Here is a 22,535-nt window from a genome sequence, read left to right as displayed (position 1 = left end):
GGTCAGCGTGCGGCGGGGCCCTGGGGGCGCGGGTGAAGTGAGGGTTTGCGTACGAGCCTGCGACCGGCCCGCTCCGGACGTACGTGGGGTCCGCCGTGGCGTCCCCAGTCGGCGGCCTCGTTCATGTGCTCGATCGCCGCCTCGTCGACGACCAGGCCGAGGCCGGGGAGGTCGCCGAGGACCAGGTGTCCGTCCTCGATCTCCTGGTCGGACTCGATGCCGAAGGGCAGATGCAGGTCCTGCACCTCCAGGGAGAGGTGGTTGGGGACGACCGTGGCTGCGTGGGCGATCGGATTGGCGTTGTAGCCGACCGGGCTCACCGGCAGGTCGAAGGCCAGCGCGAGGGCGGCCACGCGCAGGAAGTGGCTGATCCCCCAGACGCTGCCGGTCTGCACGACGTCGACCGCGTTGGCCTGCAGCAGCGGCCGGAACTGCTCGAGCCCGGTGAGGTTCTCCCCGGTCGCGACGGCCGCACGCACCGACTGGGAGACGCGAGTCAGTCCGTCGACGTCCCACCGGCGCACCGGCTCCTCGACCCAGGCGAGGTCGACCGACTCCTCGAGGCGGCCGATGTGGCGTACCGCCTCCTTGCGCGACCAGGACTCGTTGGCGTCGAGCATCAGCGCCGGCGCGGCACCCGTCCGGTCGTGGAAGACGTCGCTCACCAGATGGAGGCGCCGCAGGTCGGCTTCGACGTCCAGGCCGCCCTTGATCTTGACGGCCGTGAAGCCACGGTCGGCGAACCGGGTCTGGAGCGCGGCCAGCTCGTCGTCGGTCAGCGGCCCGTCCAAGCCGGAGGCGTACGCCGGTACGACCCGGTCGCGCCCGCCGAGCAGGCGCCACAGCGGTTGGCCGGCCGCCTTGGCCTTGAGGTCCCACAGCGCCATGTCGAGTGCTCCGATCGCTCCGAACACCGCACCGCCGTGCCCGGACTTGAAGACCCACGACAGCATCCGGTCGTAGAGCGCCTGCACGGCAATCGGGTCCTCGCCCTCCAGAGCAGGGAAGACGACGTCGAGGCCCTGGTGGTGGCCGAGGCCGATGCCCTCGAGTCCCGAGTCGGTGGTGAGCACGACGATCGGAACGGCCGTCTTGCCCGATCCGACAGCGCCGTTGACGTCGCCGATGGGACGGCCCCAGTCGTGCACGGTCGTCAGCGTGCGATAGCCCGTGATGCGCATGGTTCGTCGGCCCCTAGCCCTTGTTGGCCGCGGCCGTGAGGCCGTCGTTGATGTGCGGCCGGAGGGACAGGCCGACGGGAACCCCCGGGAGTGCGACGAGCCGGGCGGACCGCAAGCTCCATCGTCGTCGCATCCGACNCATCTGCGTGGAGATGCTCGAGCTCTACCAGACCGAGGGGATCATCGCCGAGCCCGCCGGCGCGCTCGCGGTGGCGGCCCTGAGCCAGATCGACCTGCGCGGCGCCTCACGTGTCGGCGCCGTCCTCTCCGGCGGCAACAACGACGTCTCCCGCTACTCCGACGTCCTCGAGCGTGCCCTGATCCACCAGGGCCTGCGACACTACTTCCTGGTCTCCTTCCCGCAGGCTCCTGGCGCGCTGCGCGGCTTCCTCGACGACGTGCTGGCCGACGGCGAGGACATCGTCGTCTTCGAGTACGTCAAGAAGTCCAACCGCGAGCACGGTCCCGCGCTGATCGGCATCGACCTCGACTCCGCCGACGGTCTCGACGGGCTGCTCGAGCGGATGGGCGCCAGCGACCTGCTCATCGAGCGGATCGAGCCCGACTCACCCCTGTTCACCTTCCTCCACTGATGCGCACTGCCAAGGTCGTGAGGCCTTTCGCCGTGGCCGGCGTCGTCGGGATCCTGGTCGGAGTCGCGGGGTGCTCCGGCGAGGCTGTCGACGCCGGCGCCGGCAGCGATCCCGGCCGGATCACCCACCGCGCCGTCGCGGCGGTCGCGCTCGAGCACCTGCCGACCGACACCTCCAGCCGGGCCGCCTCCTACACCGACGAGTCCACGCCTCCCGAGCAGGTCTCGGTCGACCTCCGCTACGGCGCCGACGGCGAGTACGACGGCGACCTGGTGAGCGTCGCCGTCTCGGCTCAGCCGCCCGCGGAGGGTGGGTGCCGGGGCGAGCTCGGGCAGCACTGCGTCGACCTGCCGACCGAGGTGAAGAACGCCGAGATGCAGCTGCGTTGGACCGAGGAGGAGCCCGAGGAGGACCCCGGCGGCGTCGGGGTCGTGCTGCTGCGTGAGGGCGGCGAGACCGCCTCGGTCGGCTACGCCGGGCCGACGATCACCGGCGACCCCCGCAGGCTCGACCTGCCGATCGGTGTCGAGAAGCTGGTCGCCGTCGTCGAGGACCCGCGGCTCCGCTACCAGGCGACCTCCTCGACCCTCGCCCTCGGTGAGGAGCTCGACGACTGGGAGGGCGGCGAGCCCGACCCCGCCGCGTACGAGCTGGTTCGCAACACCGACCACGGCATCGCCCAGGCCTATGTCGGCGGCCGCGGTGGCTACGGCTACTACAAGGGCGTCATCCGGTCGCCGCTCCGCAAGCAGTTCGGTCCCGATGCCATCGGCGGCCGGTTGCTGCAGCGCTCCTCACCTGACTTCACAGGCATGCCGGATGCCGACATCGACGTCCTCGCCGCGCCGTCCCCGCCTGCCTGGATGACCCGCGAGCCCTGCTCGGCGCCGACGCTGCGCAAGCACTGCGTCACCACGAAGGGCGAACGTGGCCCGCTGGTCTTCGCGTGGCAGCCGGCCAAGGGCGACGACGTGGGTTGGGCGTGGATGATCTCGGTGCGCGAGAAGGAGGTCGTCGCGGTCCGCTACCAGGGCCCGCGGATGCCGGCCGGCTACGACGACGCGGTGATGCTCACCGAGTGGAACCAGGGCGAGCAGCTCGACTCGCGGGGCGGCGAGGCCGAGTCGGAGTTCGCCGACGACCTCTCGCTGTGGTGCGACCGGGAGCACCTCGACGCCCGCCCGGTCGAGCAGCTCGACTAGAACCAGCCGGACTTGCGGAAGAAGATCCACATCCCGGTGATCACGCCACCCATCAGCAGCAGCGCGAACGGGTAGCCGAACCTCCAGTCGAGCTCGGGCATGTGGGTGAAGTTCATCCCGTAGATCCCAGCGATGAGGGTCGGCACCACGATCATCGCCGCGCCCGCCGAGATCTTGCGCATGTCGTCGTTCTGCTGCAGCGAGAGCTGTGCCAGGTGGGCCTCGAAGGCGGAGGACAGCAACGTCTCGAGGTTCTCGATCGACTCCACGATGGAGGCGAGATGGTCGAGGACGTCGCGGAAGTAGGGGCGCAGGTCGGGGTCGATCCCGCCCTCTCCGTTGGCGAAGCGGCGCACCGGCTCGCGAAGAGGCATCACCGCGCGGCGTACTTCCGCGATCTCCCGGCGGAGCCGGTAGATCCGGGCCGAGTCGTGGGTGCGCTCGTCGGAGAAGACCGAGGTCTCGACCTCGTCGACGTCCTTGGTGAGCTCGGTGGCGACGTCCACGTAGCCGTCCACGATGTAGTCGACCACTGCGTGGACTGCGGAGTACGGCCCCTCGGTGAGGAGGTGCTCGTCGCTGTTCTCCAGGAGCTCACGGGCCGGCGCGAGCCGGGTTCCGCGACCGTGGCGGACCGTGATCACGTAGTCGGGGCCGATGAAGAAGGCGACCTCGCCCGTCTCGACGGCGTCCTCGGAGTCGACGTACCAGAGCGTCTTGACGACCAGGAACATCCCGCCCTCGTAGCGCTCCAGCTTGGGCCGCTGGTGGGCGGTCAGCGCGTCCTCGACGGCGAGCGGATGCAGCCCGAAGGCCTCGGCGACCTCCTCGAGCTCGTACTGGCTGGGCTGATAGAGCCCGAGCCAGACGAAGTCGCCCTCGTCCTTCACGCCGCTGCGCAGCGTGGCGTAGTCGTGGGGTGCGCAGTCGATCCTGTCGCGCGCACCGCCGCGGTAGAGAGCGCTGTCGACGATCACGTTGTCAGGTTAGGGCATGCTGCCCGGCATTGTGGGCCGGCTTCACCGGTGTGGATAGGGTCGCGAGTCGTGGCGACGATGATCCTGGTGAGACACGGCCGTACGACGGCGAACGCATCCGGCACCCTGGCCGGTCGGCTTCCCGGGGTGAGGCTGGACGAGCGCGGCGTGGAGCAGGCGGGCAGAGCCGCCGAGCGGATCGCGCCGGTCCCGCTGGCGCTCGCGGTGACCAGTCCGATGGAGCGCTGCCAGCAGACGCTGTCGGTGATCCTCGAGGGTCGCGCCGAGCAGCCCACCGTCGTCGTCGAGGACGGCGTCTCCGAGTGCGACTACGGCGAGTGGCAGGGGGAGAAGATCACCACGCTGGCGCGCCGCAAGCTGTGGAAGACGGTGCAGACCCAGCCCTCCGCGGTCACCTTCCCCGGTGGCGAGTCGATGGCCGCCATGCAGGCCCGAGGAGTCGAGGCCGTACGCCGCCACGACGCCGCCGTCACGGCCGCGCACGGCGACGCCGCGGTCTGGCTGTGCGTGAGCCACGGCGACCTGATCAAGTCGATCCTGGCCGACGCGCTCGGGATGCACCTGGACCTCTTCCAGCGGCTGCACGTAGACCCCGCCTCGATCTCGGTCGTCCGCTACGGCGAGGGGCGTCCCTCGATCCTGGCCACGAACACGCACGCCGGCGACCTGTCCTGGCTGGCCCCGAAGCCGGCCGCGAAGAAGGGACGCAAGTCGTCGCGGCGGCGCAACGACGACGCCGTCGTGGGCGGTGGCTCGGGTCCTGAGCCAGGTCTGGATAAGGTTTGACCATGCCTGTGATGCACGCCTTCGACCCGCCCGAACGATTCGTCGTCGGCACCGTCGGCGAGCCCGGGGCGCGTACGTTCTTCCTCCAGGCGCGTGAGGGAGCGCGAGTCGTCTCCGTGGCCCTGGAGAAGCAGCAGGTCACGGTGCTCGCCGAACGGCTCGACGAGCTCCTCGACGAGGTGATGAAGTCGGCGCCCGCCGTGGTGCCGGCGATCGCTCCCTACGACCTCGACGACAACGGACCGCTGGAGCAGCCGATCGAGGAGGAGTTCCGGGCCGGCACGATGACGCTGGCCTGGGACCCAGACGAGGACAAGGTCGTCCTCGAGGTCTTCCCGATCAGCGAGACCGAGATCATCGCCGAGGTCGACGAGTCGGGCCAGCTGGTCGACGAGGACGCCGTGGCGGCGATCGAGCTGGAGGAGCCGGAGCCCGACGAGGTGCTCCTGGTCCGGATCGCTCCGCGCAACGCCCGTGCCTTCGTCAAGCGGGCCGAGGCAGTGCTGGGCGCCGGACGCCCCAACTGCCCGTTCTGCGGCAGCCCGATCGACCCCGAGGGACACCTGTGCGTCCGGGCGAACGGGTTCAAGCGGCGTGACCCGGTCTGATCCTGTGGATCCGGCCCCGGAGATCGCGCCCAGCGCCCCCGAGAACGAGGGGTCGCTGGAGCTCATCGGGCGGCTGACCACCGCCTCCAACGCGACGTTCCTGGCCACGCTCGGCGAGTCCGAGGTGGTCTACAAGCCGATCGCGGGGGAGCGGCCGCTGTGGGACTTCCCCGACGGGCAGCTCGCGCACCGCGAGGTAGCCGCGTACCTCGTCTCGGAGACGCTGGGATGGTCGGTGGTCCCCGAGACCTGGCTCGGCGACGGGCCGCACGGCCCGGGGATGATCCAGCGCTGGGTCCATGCCGACGAGAGCCTCGAGCCGGTCACCATCGTGCCGGAGGGGGCGGTGCCGGACGGCTACCTCCGGGTCTTCGACGGCTTCGACGATCGGGACCGGGTCGTCACCCTGGCCCACGAGGACACGCCCGGGCTGCGACGGATGGCGGTCTTCGACGCGATCACCAACAACGCCGACCGCAAGGGCGGCCACGTCCTGCCGGTCTCCGGTGGGCGCCGATACGGCTGCGACCACGGGCTGACCTTCCACGAGGAGCCGAAGCTGCGCACCATCCTGTGGGGATGGCGGGGGCAGGGCTTCTCCGACGAGGAGCTCTCCGGCATCCGTGCGGTCCACGCGGGGCTCGACGGTGCGCTGGGGCGGGAGCTGGCTGCGTACCTGACGGGCCGGGAGGTCGACGCGCTCGGCCGGCGCTGCGAGACCCTGCTCGCCGAGGGGGTCTTCCCGCGGCCGGAGTACGACCGCCATGTCATCCCGTGGCCGCCCTTCTGAGACACGTGGTCCCCGCCAAGTAGGCTGCACCCATGCGCGCATGGTCTGCACCCGAAGTCCCAGAACTGTCCGTCAACGGGCCCGAGGTGCAGCTCTATGACCATCAGCGGGACGCGGTCGTCCCGACGGAGGGGCAGGGGCGACGTTCGCTGTACGTCTGTGGCATCACGCCCTACGACGCGACCCACATGGGCCACGCCAACACCTACGTCGCCTTCGACCTGCTCCACCGGGCCTGGCTCAACGCCGGCTACGAGGTCGGCTACACCCAGAACGTCACCGACGTCGACGACCCGCTGCTCGAGCGGGCCGACAAGGTCGGGATCGAGTGGGAGGCGCTCGCCGAGCGCGAGACCGAGCTCTTCCGGCAGGACATGGAGGCGCTGCGGGTCGTGCCACCGCAGCACTACATCGGCGCGGTCGAGTCGATCCCGCTGGTGGTCTCGCTGATCGGCGAGCTCGAGGAGGCCGGCGCGATCTACAAGGTCGACGAGGACGTGTACGCCTCGGTGGCCGTCGACGACGCATTCGGCGAGGAGTCGCGCCTGGGCCGTTCGGAGATGATCGAGCTCTTCGGCGAGCGCGGCGGCGACCCCGAGCGGGCCGGCAAGAAGGACCCGCTCGACCCGCTGCTGTGGCGCGCCGAGCGCCCCGGCGAGCCGTCCTGGCCCTCGCCCTACGGCCCCGGCCGCCCCGGCTGGCACATCGAGTGCACCGCGATCGCTCTGGAGCACCTCGGTGCCGGGTTCACCGTCCAGGCCGGCGGCTCCGACCTGGTCTTCCCGCACCACGAGATGTCCGGCTCGCACGCGCGGTCGGCAGGCAAGGACTTCGCCGAGATCTACACCCACGGCGGGATGGTGGCCTACGACGGCCACAAGATGTCCAAGTCGCGCGGCAACCTGGTCTTCGTCTCCGCCCTGCGCAACTCCGAGATCGACCCGATGGCGATCCGGCTGGTGCTGCTGGGCCACCACTACCGCGACGACTGGGAGTGGACCGACGCCAAGCTCTTCGACGCCGTCGACAAGATCGCCGAGTGGCGCAAGGCCGTCGCTCTCGGCCGCGGCGCTCCTGCCGCCCCGGTCGTCGAGACGGTCCTCGGTGCCCTGGCTGACGACCTCGACGCCCCGCGTGCGGTCGAGGCCGTCGACGCCTGGGTCGCGGCCACCCTCGGTGAGGGCGGTCTCGCCGAGACCTCCGACGCTCTCGCCGGCGAGACGATCTCCAAGGTCGTCGACGCCGCGCTCGGCATCAAGCTCTGACGTCGGTCCCAGGGGCCACATGCGTCACACCGCTCAGGCTTTTCCTGCGCTTCTCGGGTGTTGCATTGCCCGAGAAGCGCAGGGATACCCGGTTAACCGGGTATCCCTGCGCCCGGTTCTACGACTCGTCAGTACGCCGCTTGAGGTAGCGCTCGAACTCCCGGGCGATCGCGTCGCCGCTGGCCTCGGGAAGGTCGGCGGTGTCGCGGGCCTCCTCGAGGGAGCGTACGTAGTCTGAGACGTCCTCGTCCTCCTCGGCGAGGTCGTTGACGCCGCGCTCCCAGGCTCGGGCGTCCTCGGGGAGATCGCCGAGGGGGATGGAGCACTGCAGAAGGTCCTCGAGCTTGTTGATGATCGCGAGGGTGGCCTTGGGGCAGGGCGGGGCGGCGACGTAGTGGGGGACCGCGGCCCAGTAGGAGACCGCGGGGATGTCGGACTGGATGCAGGCCTCCTGGAGCACGCCGACGATGCCGGTCGGCCCCTCGTAGGACGGCGAGTCGAGCTTGAGGCGGTCGACGAGGTCGGGCTCGGTGGCGGTGCCGGAGACCGGGATCGGCCGGGTGTGCGGAGCGTCGGCGAGGAGCGCGCCGAGGGTCACCACGAGCTGGCCGCCGAGCTCGTCGACGCATTCCAGGATCTCGCTGACGAACTGCTTCCAGCGCATGTTGGGCTCGATTCCGCGCACCAGGATGATGTCGCGGTCCAGGTCGGGCGGGGAGCAGACGGCGACCTGGGTGGTGGGCCAGGTGATGGAACGGAAGCCGTTCTCGTCGGTGCCGGTGACCGGACGGTTGACCTGGTAGTCGTAGAAGTCCTCGGGATCGATCTCGGCCACCACCCGCGCGTGCCAGACATCCATCAGATGGTCAACCGTGCCGGAGGCGGCATCGGCCGCGTCGTTCCAGCCCTCGAACGCGGCGATCACCACAGGATCGACCAGGTCGCGGGTCTCTTCGATCTCGATCACACCTCCACCCTAGTCACCGAGACCAGGGAGTCGGCGTCGTTCACCCTGCGTACACCTTCTCAATTCCCACCTGGTGGACTGCCGGTGTCAGGATTCGGAATGAAATGGCATAGCCCGGGCACCTACGCCGTAGCGTGTTTCAGGCAAAGCCGTGCACACCACCGTGCCCGCCCGGGAGAGGAAACAAGAGTGAGTCTGCGCCCTGATGTCACCGAGACCCTGACCGCCACCCTGAAGGAGCGGATCATGGTGCTCGACGGTGCGATGGGCACTGCGATCCAACGTGACCGTCCCGACGAGGCCGGTTACCGCGGCGAGCGGTTCAAGGACTGGCCCACCGACCTCATCGGCAACAACGACCTGCTCAACCTGACCCAGCCGCAGATCATCGAGGGCATCCACCGTGAATACCTCGAGGCCGGCGCCGACATCATCGAGACCAACACGTTCAACGCCAACGCGGTCTCGCTGAGCGACTACGACCTGGCCGACCTCGCCTACGAGATCAACTTCGAGGCGGCGCGCCTGGCTCGTGCGGCCGCGGACATCTACTCGACCCCCGAGAAGCCGCGCTACGTCGCCGGCGCGCTCGGCCCGACGACGCGTACGGCTTCCATCAGCCCGGACGTGAACGACCCCGGTGCCCGCAACGTCACCTACGAGCAGCTCCGCGACGCCTACGCCGACGCGACCCGCGCGCTCCTCGAGGGCGGCTCGGACCTGATCTTCATCGAGACGATCTTCGACACCCTCAACGCCAAGGCGGCGATCTTCGCTGTCCAGCAGGTCTTCGAGGAGTACGGCCGCCGCTGGCCGGTCGTGATCTCCGGGACGATCACCGACGCCAGCGGTCGCACCCTGTCGGGGCAGGTCACCGAGGCGTTCTGGGATTCCGTACGCCACGCCGACCCGCTCCTGGTCGGCCTCAACTGTGCGCTCGGCGCCCAGGAGATGCGCCCCTACATCGCCGAGCTCGCCCGCGTCGCGGACGCCTTCGTCTCCTGCTACCCCAACGCGGGGCTCCCGAACGCCTTCGGCGAGTACGACGAAGGCCCGAGTGACACCGCGGGCCACGTCCACGAGTTCGCCACGGCCGGGTTCGTGAACCTGGTCGGCGGCTGCTGCGGCACCACCCCGGCCCACATCGCCGAGATCGCCAAGCAGGTCGAAGGTGTCGCGCCCCGCGACGTCCCCGAGGTCGAGCCCGCGCTGCGGCTCTCCGGCCTGGAGCCGTTCACCGTGACCGAGGAGAGCCTCTTCGTCAACGTGGGGGAGCGGACCAACATCACCGGGTCGGCGAAGTTCCGCAACCTGATCAAGGCCGGCGACTTCGACACCGCGCTCTCCGTGGCCGCGCAGCAGGTCGAGAACGGCGCGCAGGTCATCGACGTCAACATGGACGAGGGCATGATCGACGGGGTCGCGGCGATGACCCGGTTCCTGACCCTGGTCGCCTCCGAGCCCGACATCTCCCGGGTCCCGATCATGATCGACTCCTCCAAGTGGGAGGTCATCGAGGCCGGCCTCAAGCTCGTCCAGGGCAAGCCGATCGTCAACTCGATCTCGCTCAAGGAGGGCGTGGAGTCCTTCGTCGAGCACGCCGAGCTGTGCAAGCGCTACGGCGCCGCCGCGGTCGTGATGGCCTTCGACGAGGACGGCCAGGCCGACTCCTACGAGCGCCGGATCGCGGTGTGCGAGCGGGCCTACCGGATCCTGGTCGACGAGGTGGGCTTCGAGCCCGACGACATCATCTTCGACCCCAACGTGTTCGCGGTCGCGACCGGGATCGAGGAGCACGCGACGTACGGCGTGGACTTCATCGAGGCGGTTCGCTGGATCAAGCAGAACCTCCCCGGGGCGAAGGTCTCCGGCGGTATCTCCAACGTGAGCTTCTCCTTCCGCGGCAACAACCCCGTGCGCGAGGCGATCCACGCGGTCTTCCTCTACCACGCGATCGAGGCGGGCCTGGACATGGGCATCGTCAACGCCGGCGCCCTGGTGCCCTACTCCGAGGTCGACCCCGAGCTGCGGGAGCGGATCGAGGACGTCGTGCTCAACCGGCGCGCCGACGCCGCCGAGCGGCTGCTGGAGATCGCCTCGAAGTACAACAAGGACTCACCCGAGGCGGAGGCCAAGGCCGAGGCCTGGCGCGAGCTGCCGGTCGGCGAGCGGATCACCCATGCGCTGGTCAAGGGCCTGGACGCCTACGTCGAGGCCGACACCGAGGAGCTCCGTGCCGAGATCTCGGCTCGTGGTGGCCGTCCGATCGAGGTCATCGAGGGGCCGCTGATGGACGGCATGAACGTCGTCGGCGACCTGTTCGGTGCCGGCAAGATGTTCCTGCCGCAGGTGGTCAAGAGCGCCCGGGTGATGAAGAAGGCGGTCGCCTACCTGATCCCGTTCATCGAGGCCGAGAAGAAGCCGGGCGACGCCGAGACCAAGAACGGCACCATCGTGATGGCCACCGTGAAGGGCGACGTCCACGACATCGGCAAGAACATCGTCGGCGTGGTGCTGCAGTGCAACAACTACGAGGTGATCGACCTCGGTGTGATGGTGCCTGCGCAGAAGATCCTCGACGCCGCCAAGGAGCACGACGCCGACATCATCGGCCTCTCCGGCCTGATCACGCCGTCGCTGGACGAGATGGTCGGCTTCGCGACCGAGATGCAGCGCGTCGGGCTCGATCTGCCGCTGCTCATCGGCGGAGCCACCACCTCGCGGGCCCACACCGCGGTCAAGATCGACAAGGCCTACGACGGCCCCGTCGTCTGGGTCAAGGACGCCTCCCGCTCGGTGCCGACCGCGGCGGCCCTCCTCGACGCGGGGCGTCGCGAGAAGCTGATGGCCGAGGTCAAGACCGACTACGACTCGCTCCGCGAGCGCCACGCCGAGCGGCGCGAGCGGGTCTCCCTGACGTACGTCCAGGCGAAGGCCAACAAGCCCGAGATCGACTTCTCGTTGCTGCCGGCGGAGCCGGCGCAGCCCGGCGTGCACACGCTGCTGGACTACCCGATCGCGGAGCTGCGCGACTACATCGACTGGCAGCCGTTCTTCAACGCCTGGGAGATGAAGGGGCGCTTCCCCGACATCCTCAACAACCCTGCCACCGGCGAGGCCGCGCGCAAGCTCTACGACGACGCGCAGGAGATGCTCGACAAGGTCATCGAGGAGAAGTGGATCGAGGCACGCGGCGTCTACGGCCTGTTCCCGGCCAACTCGACCGGTGAGGACGTCGTCGTCTACGCCGATGACTCGCGCACCGAGGAGCGCGCGACACTGTTCCAGCTGCGTCAGCAGGGCCAGCACCGCGACGGCATCTCCAACAAGTCGATGGCCGACTTCGTCGCGCCCGTCGGCGAGGGGGCCGACCACGTCGGCGCCTTCGCGGTGACCGCCGGGATCGGCCTGCCCGACCGGGTCAAGGCGTTCAAGGACGACCTCGACGACTACTCCGCGATCCTGCTGGAGTCCCTCGCCGACCGCCTCGCCGAGGCGTTCGCGGAGCGGCTCCACGAGCGGGTACGCACCGAGTTCTGGGGCTACGCCGCCGATGAGGGCGGCGACGGCAAGCTCCCCAACGAGGACCTGATCGCCGAGAAGTACTCCGGCATCCGCCCCGCTCCGGGCTACCCGGCCTGCCCCGACCACACCGAGAAGCAGACCATCTGGTCGCTGCTCGACGTCGAGGCGAACACCGGCATCGAGCTCACCGAGTCGATGGCGATGTGGCCGGGCGCGTCGGTCTCGGGCCTCTACTACGGCCACCCCGACTCGCAGTACTTCGTCGTCGGCCGTATCGGTCAGGACCAGGTCGCCGACTACGCCCGTCGCAAGGGCTGGACGATGACTGAGGCCGAGCGCTGGCTCTCGCCGAACCTGGGCTACGACCCCGAGGACTGATCCTCGGGGTCGTCCAGCCACGCAGGCGGGACCTGACCGACGCTGACCACGTTCCAGAACGCCGTACGTCGCGTCAGGATCGTGACGAGGTGGTAGCCGTCCGGGTGGCGGGTGAGCACGCCCGCCACCGGGTCGCGTTCCCGGTCCAGGGCCAGCGGGATGACGTGGGCCCAGGTCTCGGTGGCGGGATACCAGTAGGCACCGACCGTCGAGGCGTCCCAGGAGCCGAGCGCGGCGTTGGCCTCGGCGACCGCCGGCCGGAGCCTGGCCAAGAGCTTCTCGGGCTCCATGCCGGCGCGGTCGGCGTGGTCGTAGGCGATGTGCAGGCCGCCGACGGCCGTGATCCGCGCACCGTTGTCGAAGGCGGGTGGCGCCCAGCTCTCCAGCGCGGTCCGGCAGCGCTGGCAGTCGTCGTCGCGGCTCCAGTCGGCGAACTCGACGTCGTCGACGGCCAGATCCTCGCCGCGGCTGGTGACCAGCACCAGCCGCAGCCCGTCCTGGTCGCGCAGCGGCAGCGGGTTGTGCTCGAGCCCGTCGCGGAAGTGCAGCAGCGCGGACGCTTCGTTGACCCCGATCCGGTGGACGACCGCGCTGCGCAGCCCCTGCAGCCGCGCCTTCGGCGACTCCTGCCGGAGCAGCGCCGGATCGACCAGATCGGCGAGCCACTCGACCAGGTCGACGGTGAGCAGCCGCTCGGCCTCAGCAGGCAGCACGAGGGAGAGGTTCGGGAGCCATGCGGGACACCGTATCCGTCTCCCCGCCGCCCTCGCCGACCGCGGATAGGCTCGGACGGTGCGACACGAGGAGCAGTGGGCCAGGGAGCGGTTCGCCGGTGCCCGGGTGGCGCGGCTGGCGACGGTCTCGTCTGACGCGGCGCCCCGGATCGTGCCGATCGTGTTCGCCCTGGCGGGCGAGAAGATCCTCACCGCGGTCGACCACAAGCCCAAGTCGACCACCCGGCTGCGGCGGCTCGAGGACATCGCGGCGAACCCGACGGTATCGCTCCTGGTCGACGCCTACGACGACGACTGGTCGCAGCTGTGGTGGGCACGTGCCGACGGCGTCGCCCGGGTGCACGCGTCCTACGACCTCGACCCGCTGGTCGCGAAGTACGCCGACTACCGCACGCAGCCGCCGACCGGCCCGGTGATCGTCATCGAGGTCACCCGATGGACCGGCTGGTCGGCGATCTGAGGCGCCGGGATCAGCGCGATCGTCGGAAGGGGCGCAGGATCTCCCCGCTGGGAGACGGACCCCGGGAGCGCATCGCCGGAGGCGCCGGCGGGGCCGTTCCGGCCCAGGGGCTGCGTACGTCCAGGACGGTGGCCCACTGTGACGCGGTCGGGCGCAGCCCGGGAGGGCCGGCGGCCTGGTCCATCAGCCGGGTCAACGGACCGACCAGGATGCCGGCCTCGCCGGCGAAGGTCAGGTCGGGCCGGAGCGCGGGGGCGGCGTTGCGGTCGCCGGTGAGCACGCGGGCGATCGTGAGGGCCAGCTTGAAGCGGTCGCTGTCGGCGGTCGGTGGCATGCCGAGGTTGGTGGGGTCCTCCCAGCCGCGGGTGTCGGCAGGAGGCAGCACGCCGTCCTCGCCGGCCGGCCGGATCCCGTCGCAGTCGAGCAGCATCACCCGGGGGATCGGCGACACCGACCAGGCGATGTTGCGCGGCGAGAGGTCGCCGAGGACGAGTCCCTGCCGGTGCAGCGCGTCCATCACCGCGGCCAGCGCCCGCATCAGCAGCACCCGCTCGTAGATCCCGGGGCTGCGTACGTCGCCTGAGTCCACGAGCAGACCCAGCTCCGCGAGCGCGGTGGCGGGACCGAAGCCGGCCAGGAACGGCTCGTGGACCCGCTGCATCAGGAAGCCGGCGGTGCGCAGCCCGTCGAGGACGACCGTGTGCGGCCACGCGGCGAAGTGGTCCACCTGCAGACCCTCGCTCTCGACGAGCCCGCGGATCCGCACCAGCTCCGCCAGGGCACGGCCGTCCACGAGACCGAGCTCTCGCGTCCGGTACAGCTTCGCGACCGTCCCGGGGTGGTCGGCCAGCTCGATGATGCGGCCCTGGGAGCCCTGGGCGAGATGGCGTCCCAGAGTCAGGTCGCTGAGCTGGATTTCGTTCACGGAACCTCCGGCCCCAGTCGTAGGTAGGCAGATCGTACGTGGCTGGGCGATCCGGTGCCGAGTCGACGGCCCAACTGGTGGCACCCTGCCGATAATCTCCGCCGCGCCGCCCCCCTGCTCTACTGCCATCCCAACACGGTGCGCAACCGGCTGCGCCGGATCCAGGAGCTGACCGGCCGGTCCCTGGCCGAGGTGATGGACGTCGCCGAGCTGGCGGCTGCCGCCTACGCCCTACGGGTCGCCTCGGCGACCGAGCTGTGGGCGACCCACGCGCGGAAGCGGCCGGACGTCAGCCCGCTGCGATCCCGGCCACCAGGTTGATCGTGCTCGCCAGCACCACCGCGCCGAAGACGTACGAGAGCAGGGTGTGCCTCAGCACGACGGAGCGTATCCGGGAGCTGGTCACCGAGGTGTCGGAGACCTGGTAGGTCATCCCGAGGTTGTAGCTGAAGTAGAAGAAGTCCCGGTAGGCGGGCTTGTCGTCGGAGTTGAAGTCGATCCCGCCCGCGTCGTCGGCGTAGTAGAGGTGCGCGTAGCGCGCGGCGTACATCAGGTGCAGGCTCGCCCAGGCAAGGAAGACGCCGACGAGCGCGACCGCGGCGGCGAGACGTCCCTGGGAGGAGTGGCCGACGACGAGGAGCATCACGATCCCGAGCAGCCCGCACAGCGAGATGGCGACCACGACGAGCTCCTCGGTCGCTGGCCGGAAGTCCTCCCGGCGGGTGTTGGCGCGGGTCGTGCCGGCATCGAGCGGCCACAGCGCGGTCCAGCCGGAGGCGACGAACGCCGCATGGAGGACCGCCACCCCGAGAAGAGTGCCGATCTGGGCGTCGACGAGAAGTACGCCGGCTGCGGCCGCCACCGTTCCGGCCAGCAGCGAGCCGGCCAGCCGCACCCCGGCGGCGGAGGGGAGAGGCGTGTGCGAACTCGTCCGACTCACGCCTGCAGGCTACCCGTCGTCGCCGGTCACAGTTGTCGGTGTGCGTGCGGACAGCGACTCCGGGTGAGCGGCGACGAGGACGGGGAGCGCAGCGTACCGTGGTGTCCATCAGGACCGGCAGCGCGAACGAGAAGAGGACAGGTGCCCCTCAGCAGGATCGAGGAGTCGACCACCCGCAACGAGGGTGGGGTCGAGTTCGGCGGCGGACGGCTCGCGTACGCGCCCGGCGAGGCGACCGTGGCCGATGCCATGGTCCGCCGGCCGAAGCTGCTCCCCGTCACGGCGACCGGACGCGACGTACGAGATCTCTTCGGCGACGACCACGTGCACGCGGCTCTGGTCGTCGATGGCGGCCGGCTGATCACGGTCATCGAACCGCACGAGGTCGAGGCGAGCGGGGACCGACCGGCGACGACGATGGGCACGCTGCGGGGCCGTACGGTCGCCCCCGACGCCGATCTCTGGGAGACCTGGGTGTGGATGACCGGCAACCGATGCCGCAGGCTGGCCGTGGTCGAGGACGGGCGCTGTGTCGGGCTCCTCTGCCTCAAGCGCACCAGCCGGGGCTTCTGCTGCGACGCCGGCGTCCGCGCGAGGGCTCGCCAGACCATGACTTCTCAGGACCCCACACAACAGGAGCTGACATGGGAAGAGTGACAGTCGGACGGCCCGTGCTGCGGGTGCGCGACGGCGTGATCTCGCGACGGCCGGACAAGCTGGCCGCCGAGGAGCCGATGGAGATCAGGGTCAACGGCCGGCCGCTGACCGTCACGATGCGCACTCCCGGGAACGACTTCGACCTGGCCGTCGGCTTCCTGGTCAGCGAGGGCGTCGTGCACTCCGCCGACGACGTCGCGAGCGTGCGCTACTGCGCCGGCGCCACTGCCGACGGCGGCAACACCTACAACGTGGTCGACGTCGGGCTGGCCGCCCACGTCCCGCCGCCGGACGCCTCCCTGGAGCGCAGCTTCTACACGACCTCATCGTGCGGACTGTGCGGGAAGGCGTCCCTCGAGGCGGTGCGTACGTCCTCGGCCTGGACGGTCGCCGAGGACACCCTGCGGGTCACCCCGGAGCTCCTCTCCGTCCTGCCGGAGCGGCTGCGGGAGGCGCAGCGCGTCTTCGACAGCACCGGCGGTCTGCACGCGGCCGGGCTCTTCGACGCGGAGGCCAACCTGCTCTGCGTACGCGAGGACGTCGGCCGCCACAACGCGGTCGACAAGGTCATCGGGCACGCGCTGCGCGAGGGTCTGGTGCCGCTGCGCAACAGCATGCTGATGGTGAGCGGCCGGGCCTCCTTCGAGCTCGTCCAGAAGGCCGTGATGGCCGGCATCCCATTGCTCGCCGCCGTCTCGGCCCCCTCCTCGCTGGCCGTCGACCTGGCCGACGACAACGGCCTGACCCTGGTCGGCTTCCTGCGCGGATCCTCGATGAACATCTACGCCGGAACCGACCGCATCGCGGCCGTGCCCGTCGGCTGAGTCCACGTCGGAATTGAGTACGCCGGCTCAGGCGCAGCCGGTGGGCCGGCGGCAAGACTGCTGCCATGTCCGAGACCGAAAGCGCCACCCGGCGCCCGCGCTTCGCCCTGCTGCGCCACCACCTGCTCGCGCCGGCCGCCTCGTGCTTCCTGGGCGTCCTGAGCCTGGCCACCGTGCTCTGCTTCCACTTTCCGGAGCTGCTCACCACCCGCGAGTTCCGCGCCGTCTACACCGAGGACTTCGCGCGTACGCTGCTGCTCGTCGGCCTGGCGGCCGCGTTCTTCGCCGGCACGATCGCGGTGCTGCGCGACCAGCACAAGCGGGTGGCGTTCATCGGCGTCGGGACGGCGACCGCCGCGGTGCTGCTCGGCGGCACCGAGGTCCCGTTCGACGGTCCGGTCGACGACACGCCGTTCTCGCTCGGCCTCGACTGGTTCGTGCTCGCCCTGTTCTTCTCCGCGCTGGTCTTCATCCCGCTCGAGCACGCCTTCGCCCGCCGCCCGGTGCCGGTCTTCCGGCCCGGCTGGCGCACCGACGCCTGCTACTTCTTCATGAGCCACGTCCTCGTCCAGCTCATCCTGATCCTGGTCACGACCTCGACCTCGCTGGTGGTCTCGTCGGTGAAGGTGCCGGGCGTACAGGCCTGGATCGACGGCCTGCCGTTCGTCGTGGCCTTCCTGCTCGCCGTCTTCCTCGCCGACCTCGCCCAGGCGGTGCTGCACCGCTGCTACCACCGGATCATGGTGCTGTGGCGCTTCCACGCGGTGCACCACTCCAGCCCCGAGCTCGACTGGCTGGCCGGCTCCCGGGTGCACTTCGTCGAGACCGTGCTGACCCGCAGCATCGTGCTGCTGCCGCTGCTGTTCCTCGGCTTCTCGACCTCGGTCGTCAACGCGTACGCCGTGCTCGTCGGCATCCAGGCGGTGGTCGCCCACGCCAACCTCGGCATCCGGTTCGGCTGGCTGGAGTACCTCATCGTGCTGCCGCGCTACCACCACTGGCACCATGCCCGGCACCTCGACTACTGGGACCGCAACTACGCCATCCACCTGCCGGTGATCGACATGCTGATGGGCTCCTTCAAGCTTCCGCGCGACGGCAGCTGGCCCGAGGAGTACGGCGTCCTCAAGCGCGAGACCGTCCCGGTCGGGATCCTCGCCCAGCACGTCGCCCCGTTCCTGGGGGCACGGACCTATCAGGACCACGTCCGCTGACGGGGATGCCGCTGAGCGAGCTCAGCGGCATCCCCGGGCGTGACCGCGCTCAGGGAGTGCGGATCGACCAGCCGGAGAACACCGTCGTCAGCCGGTCCGCACCGCCGGAGTTGGCGGCCGAGGAGAAGAGGCCGACGTCGGGCGCCGACACGGTGCCACCCGGCGTCGCCGTCCCCACGGTCGTCCACGTCGTACCGTCCGCGCTGCATTCGCCCGTGTAGGTCGAGCCGGTGCGCGTCAGGCGGAGCCAGACGGGAGCGGCGAAGGTGCGGCTCTGGACGAACTGCGACAGCGACCCGGTCGTGCCCGGGCTCCAGGACAGCACGCAGCCGTTGGCCGGCGTGACGGCGAGGTTGACCGTGCCCGGTGACTGCGCCCGCGACAGGTCCGAGCTCACCAGGATCCCGGAGCGCGCCCAGGGGCGGGAGCCCTCGCTGTCCTGCTGGTTCACCGCAAGGGTGACCGAGGTGCCGTCGACCATCGCGTTGTCCCGATACGCCGTGCCGAACTGCAGCGTCGTACCCCACATGTCGGCACCCCGGGTCGAGAGGGCGATGCGGTCCCCGTTCGTGGCCAACGACGAGTCGGTGCTCGCGAAGGTACGCCACGGGTCGCCCGGAGCGTCGCCCACGAGGACGCGGGTGCTGGTGGTGCGCGTGCTGGTGTCTCCGCCGGAGGTGAACGTCGTGGTCGCCTTCAGCGTGGCGAGCACGTCCGGTGACCCACCCGGGGCGACCGACACGCGCCAGGTGACCGTACGGCTCTCGCCCGGACCGATCGCCGACACCGTCGTCGGCGAGGTGGCCTCGGCGTCGAGCCCTTCTGGGGTCTCGAGCGTGACGGTGGCCGAGTCGATCCCGCCAGGAAGCCCGCTGGTGTTGGTCACGGTCGTCGTCACCGTCGCGGGCGACGTCGGGCGGACGGCGCCGGAGGCCGAGATGCCGACCCGGGTCGACGACGGGTCCGTCGCCAGGTCAGCGATCGTCTCCTGTGCCAGCGCGACGGGATCGCCGGAGGCCTTCGTCGGGAAGCGGTGCGAGGTGTTCGCCCACTTCTCGGCGAACGAGAACCAGTCGGTCGTGGCCGGTGCCTGACCCGAGGTGAAGGCCGTACGCAGGGTCGTGAAGTAGTGCTTCCAGCGACTGGCGTAGTAGTCGCCGACGAGGCCCTGCCACTCCCGGTTCGCATAGTCGCCGAGGCCGCTGTCGAAGCCGGCCCGGTGACCCCAGGCGGTGAGGATGTTGAGCAGGTCGTGCTCGGCGACGGCGCCACCCTCGGCGCGGGCACTCTCGAGCCGCGGCCCGAGGAGGAAGTCGTCGTCCGCGGCGAGGACGGTGTCGAGTCGGGACATGAGCCGCAGCCAGGCCGCGGTCAGCGTGTCGAACGTCGCCAGATCCTTCGCCCGGTACGCCGCGGCGATCTCGGGCAGGAGCGCTCGGCTGCGGTTGGCGATGACCTGACGGGTCGTGTCGGTCAGGTCGTACCGGTACGCCTCCCGCTGCGCGATCGAGGGGGCGGCCTCCGCGAGCTCCGGCAGGGCTGCCTCGAAGGCGGCCAGGTCGTAGCGGGCGAACCCGGGGGACCACTCCGCGGAGCGGTTCGCCGACAGGCTGGGCTCGGCGGTGAACAGGCTGTCCTGCGACTCCGACCAGCCGTTGGCGGGCGTCGCGTACGCGGTTCTGCCGAGGACGTCCCAGGCGTCGGCGGCGGCGTCGGTGCCGTAGCGACCGAGCGCGTACGTTCGCAGCCACTCGCCGAGGTCGGGCTTGGCGTCGAGCCACGGCAGCTCCGCGAGCAGCTCGTACGACACCGGGTTGTTGTAGAAGCCCTCAGGCATGATCGCCACCCCGACGAGATTCGACCCCGCCTTGGCGCGGGCGGCGAAATAGCGGTTCAGCCACACCTGGCTGTTGGACCCCATCGTGGTGTGACCGCCGAAGTTGTAGATCGAGCCGAAGGCGTACGGCGCCCCGGGCCACTTCGTCTCCCGGTCGAAGTCGGCGTACCGGTCGGAGAGCCCGTCGACGATGAGCAGGCGGCTCTTGTCGGTGATGCCGGACAGGAGAGCGGCGGAGGGGTTGTTCTGCCAGCCGAGGATCACCCACAGTGCCTGCGGGTGTGCGGCCCTCAAAGCATCCTGGATCGCGGTCGCCGCCGCGGCGACGGGTACGTCACCGGGCCGTCCGCCCTCGTGCAGCGGGTCCATCTTGTAGCCGCCGGCCGCGCCGAGCATCTCGGCCGAGATGCGGTAGAAGTCGGCCGCCACCTCGGCGAACACCGGGTTCGTGGGGTCGAGCCAGCCCGGTCGCTGGTAGCCGACCCAGTCGCCCTGCGGTACGACCTCGGCCGCCGGGTTGCGGGTCTCGAAGTCGGTCGGGACGGTGCCGAAGTAGCCCGGGAGCACCGGGGTCATGCCGAGCTCCTTGGCCCGCTTGACGATCCGCGCACCGAGGTCGGCGCGCTCCTCCAGCTGATGCTGGGTCATCGGCTCCTGCGAGGAGGACATGTTCTGCAGCAGCCACCACGGCTGATGGGCGGGCTGCGGGATCCAGGCCTTCATCTCGGCGTCCGTGTAGCCGTACCGCTGGAACAGCTCGTGATAGACCGCGTCGGTGCCGACGCCGACGTAGACCTGGTTCACCCCGTGGAGCGCGTAGTTGTCGAGCAGCTCCTGCCAGCCCTCCCAGTCGAGGTAGGGGTCGGTGTAGCCCTCGTTGGTGTCGTTGAAGACGAACCGGTTGGCCTCGTGGGCCTGCTTGACGATCCGCGTCGCCGGAGCAGGCAGCCGGTCGGGCACGCTCGGGGTCGGGTTGCCGAGGTTCACCCCGGCGTGCACGACGTGCTTGAGGTACCAGCCCGCGCCCGCGGTGAGCGCCACGGGACTGGTGGCCGCCACTGTGATCCGTCCGGGCCGGCCGGAGATGGTGAAGGTCTCCGAGCCGTCGTCGTCGGCAGGTACGAGGTCGAGGGTCACCTGGGAGGCGGCGTCGCCGATCGCTCGTTCGAGGAGCTCGCCGGCCGCCTCCTCGTGCGCCGACGCGTCGAGGGTGCCGGCGGTGGTGAGGGCCGGGGCAGCGGCGCCGGGCGTCGCCGTCGCCAGCATGGTCGTCGCGCTCGTCGTCAGGGCCAGGGCCAGGGCGGCGAGCGCGACGATGGTGGTGGGCGGCCGGTAGATCGCCCGATGGGCGATGCGGGAAGGTACGGTCACGGTCAACTCTTCTCTGCGAGGAGGAGGAGGGCGGCGGGGCGGTGGAACCGTCGGTTTGATAATTTAGAACGGACCTTTTTTAACACCGGAGTGAGAGAGGCACAAGAGGCGTGACCACAGCGATGGGATCGACGGTCGGGACGGCTCGGTTGCGGTCGATGAACGTCGCGACGGTGCTCGACGTCCTACGGAGCGCATCGCCGGCGGCGCTGCGGCTCGCTGAGATCGCCGAGCGAGCCGGGCTGACCCGGCCGACGGTGGCCCAGGTCGTCGACGAGCTCCTGGCCGGCGGCTGGCTCGAGCAGCATGACCCGGACCAGCGTGACCGCGGCCCGGGGAGACCGGCCATCCGCGTCGCCCTCCGTGGCCGGGCGGCGCCGGTCCTCGGGCTGGACGTGGGACCTCACACCGTCACCGCTGCCGTGGCGGACGCCGCGGGCGAGTGGCTCGCCAGCGAACGGCGCCGGACGCACGAGTCCGGGCCCGGGTGGTCGGCGGACGAGCTGCTCGACGTCGTGGACGAGGTCGTCGCGGCAGCGCTGGGTGGGGCGGGCGTGGCCGCGCAGGAGCTGCGGGCTGTCGTGGTCGCCACCCCCGGAGTCGTCGACGCCGAGACGGGGCGGGTCGTGCACGTACCGAGCATCCCTGGTTGGGCCGACGTCGACCTCGTGAGCCATGTACGCGGGCTCGTCGACTGCGGTGTCCTCGTGGACAACGACGCCAACCTCGCCGCCCTCGCGATCGCCGCCAGTCGAGACGGCGACACCGGTCAGAACCCCGACACGATCCTGGCGATCCACTGGGGTGAGCGGCTTGGGGCCGGCGTCGTCATAGACGGCCGCGTCCACCGGGGTGCCGGTGCCGCCGGGGAGGTCGGCTTCATCACTCCGGGCGGAGCCGCGCCGGCGAAGCAGAGCGACGGGCGCGGGCCCCTGGAACGGGCGGTGGCGGGCTCCGCGATCGCCCGGGCTCACTCCCGGGCCACCCGCGCATCCGAGGTCTTCGACGCCGCCGCGGAGGGTGAGGAGGAGGCGCTCGGCGTCGTGCGTGACGTGGCGAGGACCTTCGCCCGGGCCGTTGCCCCGGCGATGCTCGTGCTCGACCCGCATGCCGTGGTCATCGGTGGGGGAGTCGCGCGTGCCGGCGAGGTGCTGCGCGACGCCGTCGTCTCCGAGCTTCGCGACCTGCTGGTCAACGTTCCGGAGGTCCAGCTGTCGCCGCTGGTCGACGACGCCGTCGTCTCGGGCGCTGTACGACTCGCGGTCACGCGGGTCTGGGGC

At 70.5% G+C, this 22,535-nt stretch carries 19 protein-coding genes and 1 pseudogene; 13 read left to right on the top strand and 7 right to left on the bottom strand.

Annotated features, from left to right (window positions below; genetic code table 11):
* Positions 1–2: 2 nt before the first annotated feature.
* Positions 3–1,181: a mandelate racemase/muconate lactonizing enzyme family protein gene (locus ACFX43_RS15770; protein WP_378828337.1), complete on the bottom strand. Its 1,179-nt coding sequence runs from the start codon at positions 1,179–1,181 to the stop codon at positions 3–5.
* Between the two features lie 152 nt (positions 1,182–1,333).
* Between ACFX43_RS15770 and ACFX43_RS15765 the strand changes: the two genes are divergently transcribed.
* The gene (locus tag ACFX43_RS15765; protein ID WP_378840927.1) at positions 1,334–1,774 is read left to right on the top strand and encodes a hypothetical protein; all 441 of its coding nucleotides are present in this window, start codon (positions 1,334–1,336) and stop codon (positions 1,772–1,774) included.
* Entirely contained in the window at positions 1,774–2,976 is a 1,203-nt protein-coding gene (locus ACFX43_RS15760; protein WP_378828329.1) for a hypothetical protein, read from the top strand. The genes ACFX43_RS15765 and ACFX43_RS15760 overlap by 1 nt, the downstream gene beginning before the upstream one ends.
* Here ACFX43_RS15760 and corA read toward each other — a convergent pair.
* On the bottom strand, positions 2,973–3,953 hold the full coding sequence (gene corA, locus ACFX43_RS15755) for a magnesium/cobalt transporter CorA (protein ID WP_378828319.1): 981 nt from the start codon (positions 3,951–3,953) through the stop codon (positions 2,973–2,975). The genes ACFX43_RS15760 and corA overlap by 4 nt on opposite strands.
* Before the next feature lie 69 nt (positions 3,954–4,022).
* Between corA and ACFX43_RS15750 the strand changes: the two genes are divergently transcribed.
* The 4 genes from ACFX43_RS15750 to mshC are packed head-to-tail and all read left to right on the top strand — an operon-like array spanning position 4,023 to position 7,423.
* Complete coding sequence (locus tag ACFX43_RS15750; RefSeq protein WP_378828307.1) at positions 4,023–4,760, top strand: histidine phosphatase family protein; 738 nt, start codon at positions 4,023–4,025, stop codon at positions 4,758–4,760.
* A 2-nt stretch (positions 4,761–4,762) separates the two neighbouring features.
* Positions 4,763–5,368, top strand: coding sequence for a DUF3090 domain-containing protein (locus tag ACFX43_RS15745; RefSeq protein WP_160023889.1), 606 nt, complete (start codon positions 4,763–4,765; stop codon positions 5,366–5,368).
* Positions 5,355–6,158, top strand: a complete 804-nt coding sequence (locus tag ACFX43_RS15740; RefSeq protein ID WP_378828275.1) for an SCO1664 family protein — start codon at positions 5,355–5,357, stop codon at positions 6,156–6,158. The genes ACFX43_RS15745 and ACFX43_RS15740 overlap by 14 nt, the downstream gene beginning before the upstream one ends.
* A 32-nt stretch (positions 6,159–6,190) precedes the next feature.
* Positions 6,191–7,423: a cysteine--1-D-myo-inosityl 2-amino-2-deoxy-alpha-D-glucopyranoside ligase gene (mshC, locus tag ACFX43_RS15735; RefSeq protein ID WP_378828259.1), complete on the top strand. Its 1,233-nt coding sequence runs from the start codon at positions 6,191–6,193 to the stop codon at positions 7,421–7,423.
* Positions 7,424–7,541: 118 nt separating this feature from the next.
* On the opposite strand, the gene ACFX43_RS15730 is transcribed toward mshC, so the two are convergent.
* Positions 7,542–8,390: a PAC2 family protein gene (locus ACFX43_RS15730; RefSeq protein ID WP_378828229.1), complete on the bottom strand. Its 849-nt coding sequence runs from the start codon at positions 8,388–8,390 to the stop codon at positions 7,542–7,544.
* Positions 8,391–8,636: 246 nt separating this feature from the next.
* On the opposite strand from ACFX43_RS15730, the gene metH reads away from it, so the two are divergent.
* A complete protein-coding gene (gene metH / locus ACFX43_RS15725) occupies positions 8,637–12,293 on the top strand; it encodes a methionine synthase (RefSeq protein WP_378840924.1) in 3,657 nt (1,218 codons plus the stop codon).
* Here the strand turns inward: metH and ACFX43_RS15720 are convergent.
* Positions 12,275–13,006 carry a hypothetical protein gene (locus ACFX43_RS15720; RefSeq protein WP_378828212.1) on the bottom strand — a complete coding sequence of 244 codons (732 nt, stop codon included), beginning with the start codon at positions 13,004–13,006 and terminating at the stop codon, positions 12,275–12,277. The genes metH and ACFX43_RS15720 overlap by 19 nt on opposite strands.
* A gap of 79 nt (positions 13,007–13,085) precedes the next feature.
* Here ACFX43_RS15720 and ACFX43_RS15715 point away from each other — a divergent pair, with 79 nt between their 5' ends.
* Entirely contained in the window at positions 13,086–13,487 is a 402-nt protein-coding gene (locus ACFX43_RS15715; protein ID WP_378828205.1) for a TIGR03668 family PPOX class F420-dependent oxidoreductase, read from the top strand.
* 10 nt (positions 13,488–13,497) lie between these two features.
* On the opposite strand, the gene ACFX43_RS15710 is transcribed toward ACFX43_RS15715, so the two are convergent.
* Positions 13,498–14,412 carry a hypothetical protein gene (locus ACFX43_RS15710; RefSeq protein ID WP_378828195.1) on the bottom strand — a complete coding sequence of 305 codons (915 nt, stop codon included), beginning with the start codon at positions 14,410–14,412 and terminating at the stop codon, positions 13,498–13,500.
* A 54-nt stretch (positions 14,413–14,466) separates the two neighbouring features.
* Between ACFX43_RS15710 and ACFX43_RS15705 the strand changes: the two genes are divergently transcribed.
* Positions 14,467–14,733, top strand: a complete 267-nt coding sequence (locus ACFX43_RS15705) for a helix-turn-helix domain-containing protein (protein ID WP_378828187.1) — start codon at positions 14,467–14,469, stop codon at positions 14,731–14,733.
* Here ACFX43_RS15705 and ACFX43_RS15700 read toward each other — a convergent pair.
* Positions 14,702–15,352 carry a DUF1345 domain-containing protein gene (locus ACFX43_RS15700; protein WP_378828177.1) on the bottom strand — a complete coding sequence of 217 codons (651 nt, stop codon included), beginning with the start codon at positions 15,350–15,352 and terminating at the stop codon, positions 14,702–14,704. The two genes, ACFX43_RS15705 and ACFX43_RS15700, sit on opposite strands and share 32 nt — an antisense overlap.
* A 141-nt stretch (positions 15,353–15,493) precedes the next feature.
* On the opposite strand from ACFX43_RS15700, the gene ACFX43_RS15695 reads away from it, so the two are divergent.
* The 3 genes from ACFX43_RS15695 (at position 15,494) to ACFX43_RS15685 (ending at position 18,047) form a co-directional block, all read left to right on the top strand.
* Positions 15,494–16,009 (top strand): hypothetical protein, encoded by a 516-nt coding sequence (locus tag ACFX43_RS15695; protein WP_378828161.1) that lies wholly within the window; start codon positions 15,494–15,496, stop codon positions 16,007–16,009.
* Positions 15,997–16,833, top strand: a complete 837-nt coding sequence (fdhD, locus tag ACFX43_RS15690) for a formate dehydrogenase accessory sulfurtransferase FdhD (RefSeq protein ID WP_378828156.1) — start codon at positions 15,997–15,999, stop codon at positions 16,831–16,833. The genes ACFX43_RS15695 and fdhD overlap by 13 nt, the downstream gene beginning before the upstream one ends.
* Before the next feature lie 65 nt (positions 16,834–16,898).
* A complete protein-coding gene (locus ACFX43_RS15685) occupies positions 16,899–18,047 on the top strand; it encodes a sterol desaturase family protein (RefSeq protein ID WP_378828142.1) in 1,149 nt (382 codons plus the stop codon).
* 49 nt (positions 18,048–18,096) lie between these two features.
* On the opposite strand, the gene ACFX43_RS15680 is transcribed toward ACFX43_RS15685, so the two are convergent.
* Positions 18,097–21,255: an alpha-N-acetylglucosaminidase TIM-barrel domain-containing protein gene (locus tag ACFX43_RS15680; protein ID WP_378828129.1), complete on the bottom strand. Its 3,159-nt coding sequence runs from the start codon at positions 21,253–21,255 to the stop codon at positions 18,097–18,099.
* 122 nt (positions 21,256–21,377) lie between these two features.
* On the opposite strand from ACFX43_RS15680, the pseudogene ACFX43_RS15675 reads away from it, so the two are divergent.
* Positions 21,378–22,505 (top strand): annotated as a pseudogene (locus ACFX43_RS15675) (ROK family protein); the annotation flags it as partial.
* Positions 22,506–22,535 lie beyond the last annotated feature (30 nt).

The organism is Nocardioides sp. YIM B13467 (assembly GCF_042788075.1).
GTDB lineage: Bacteria > Actinomycetota > Actinomycetes > Propionibacteriales > Nocardioidaceae > Nocardioides.
Note: the sequence above shows the minus strand (reverse complement) of the source record. Positions and strands in the feature narration are given on the sequence as shown.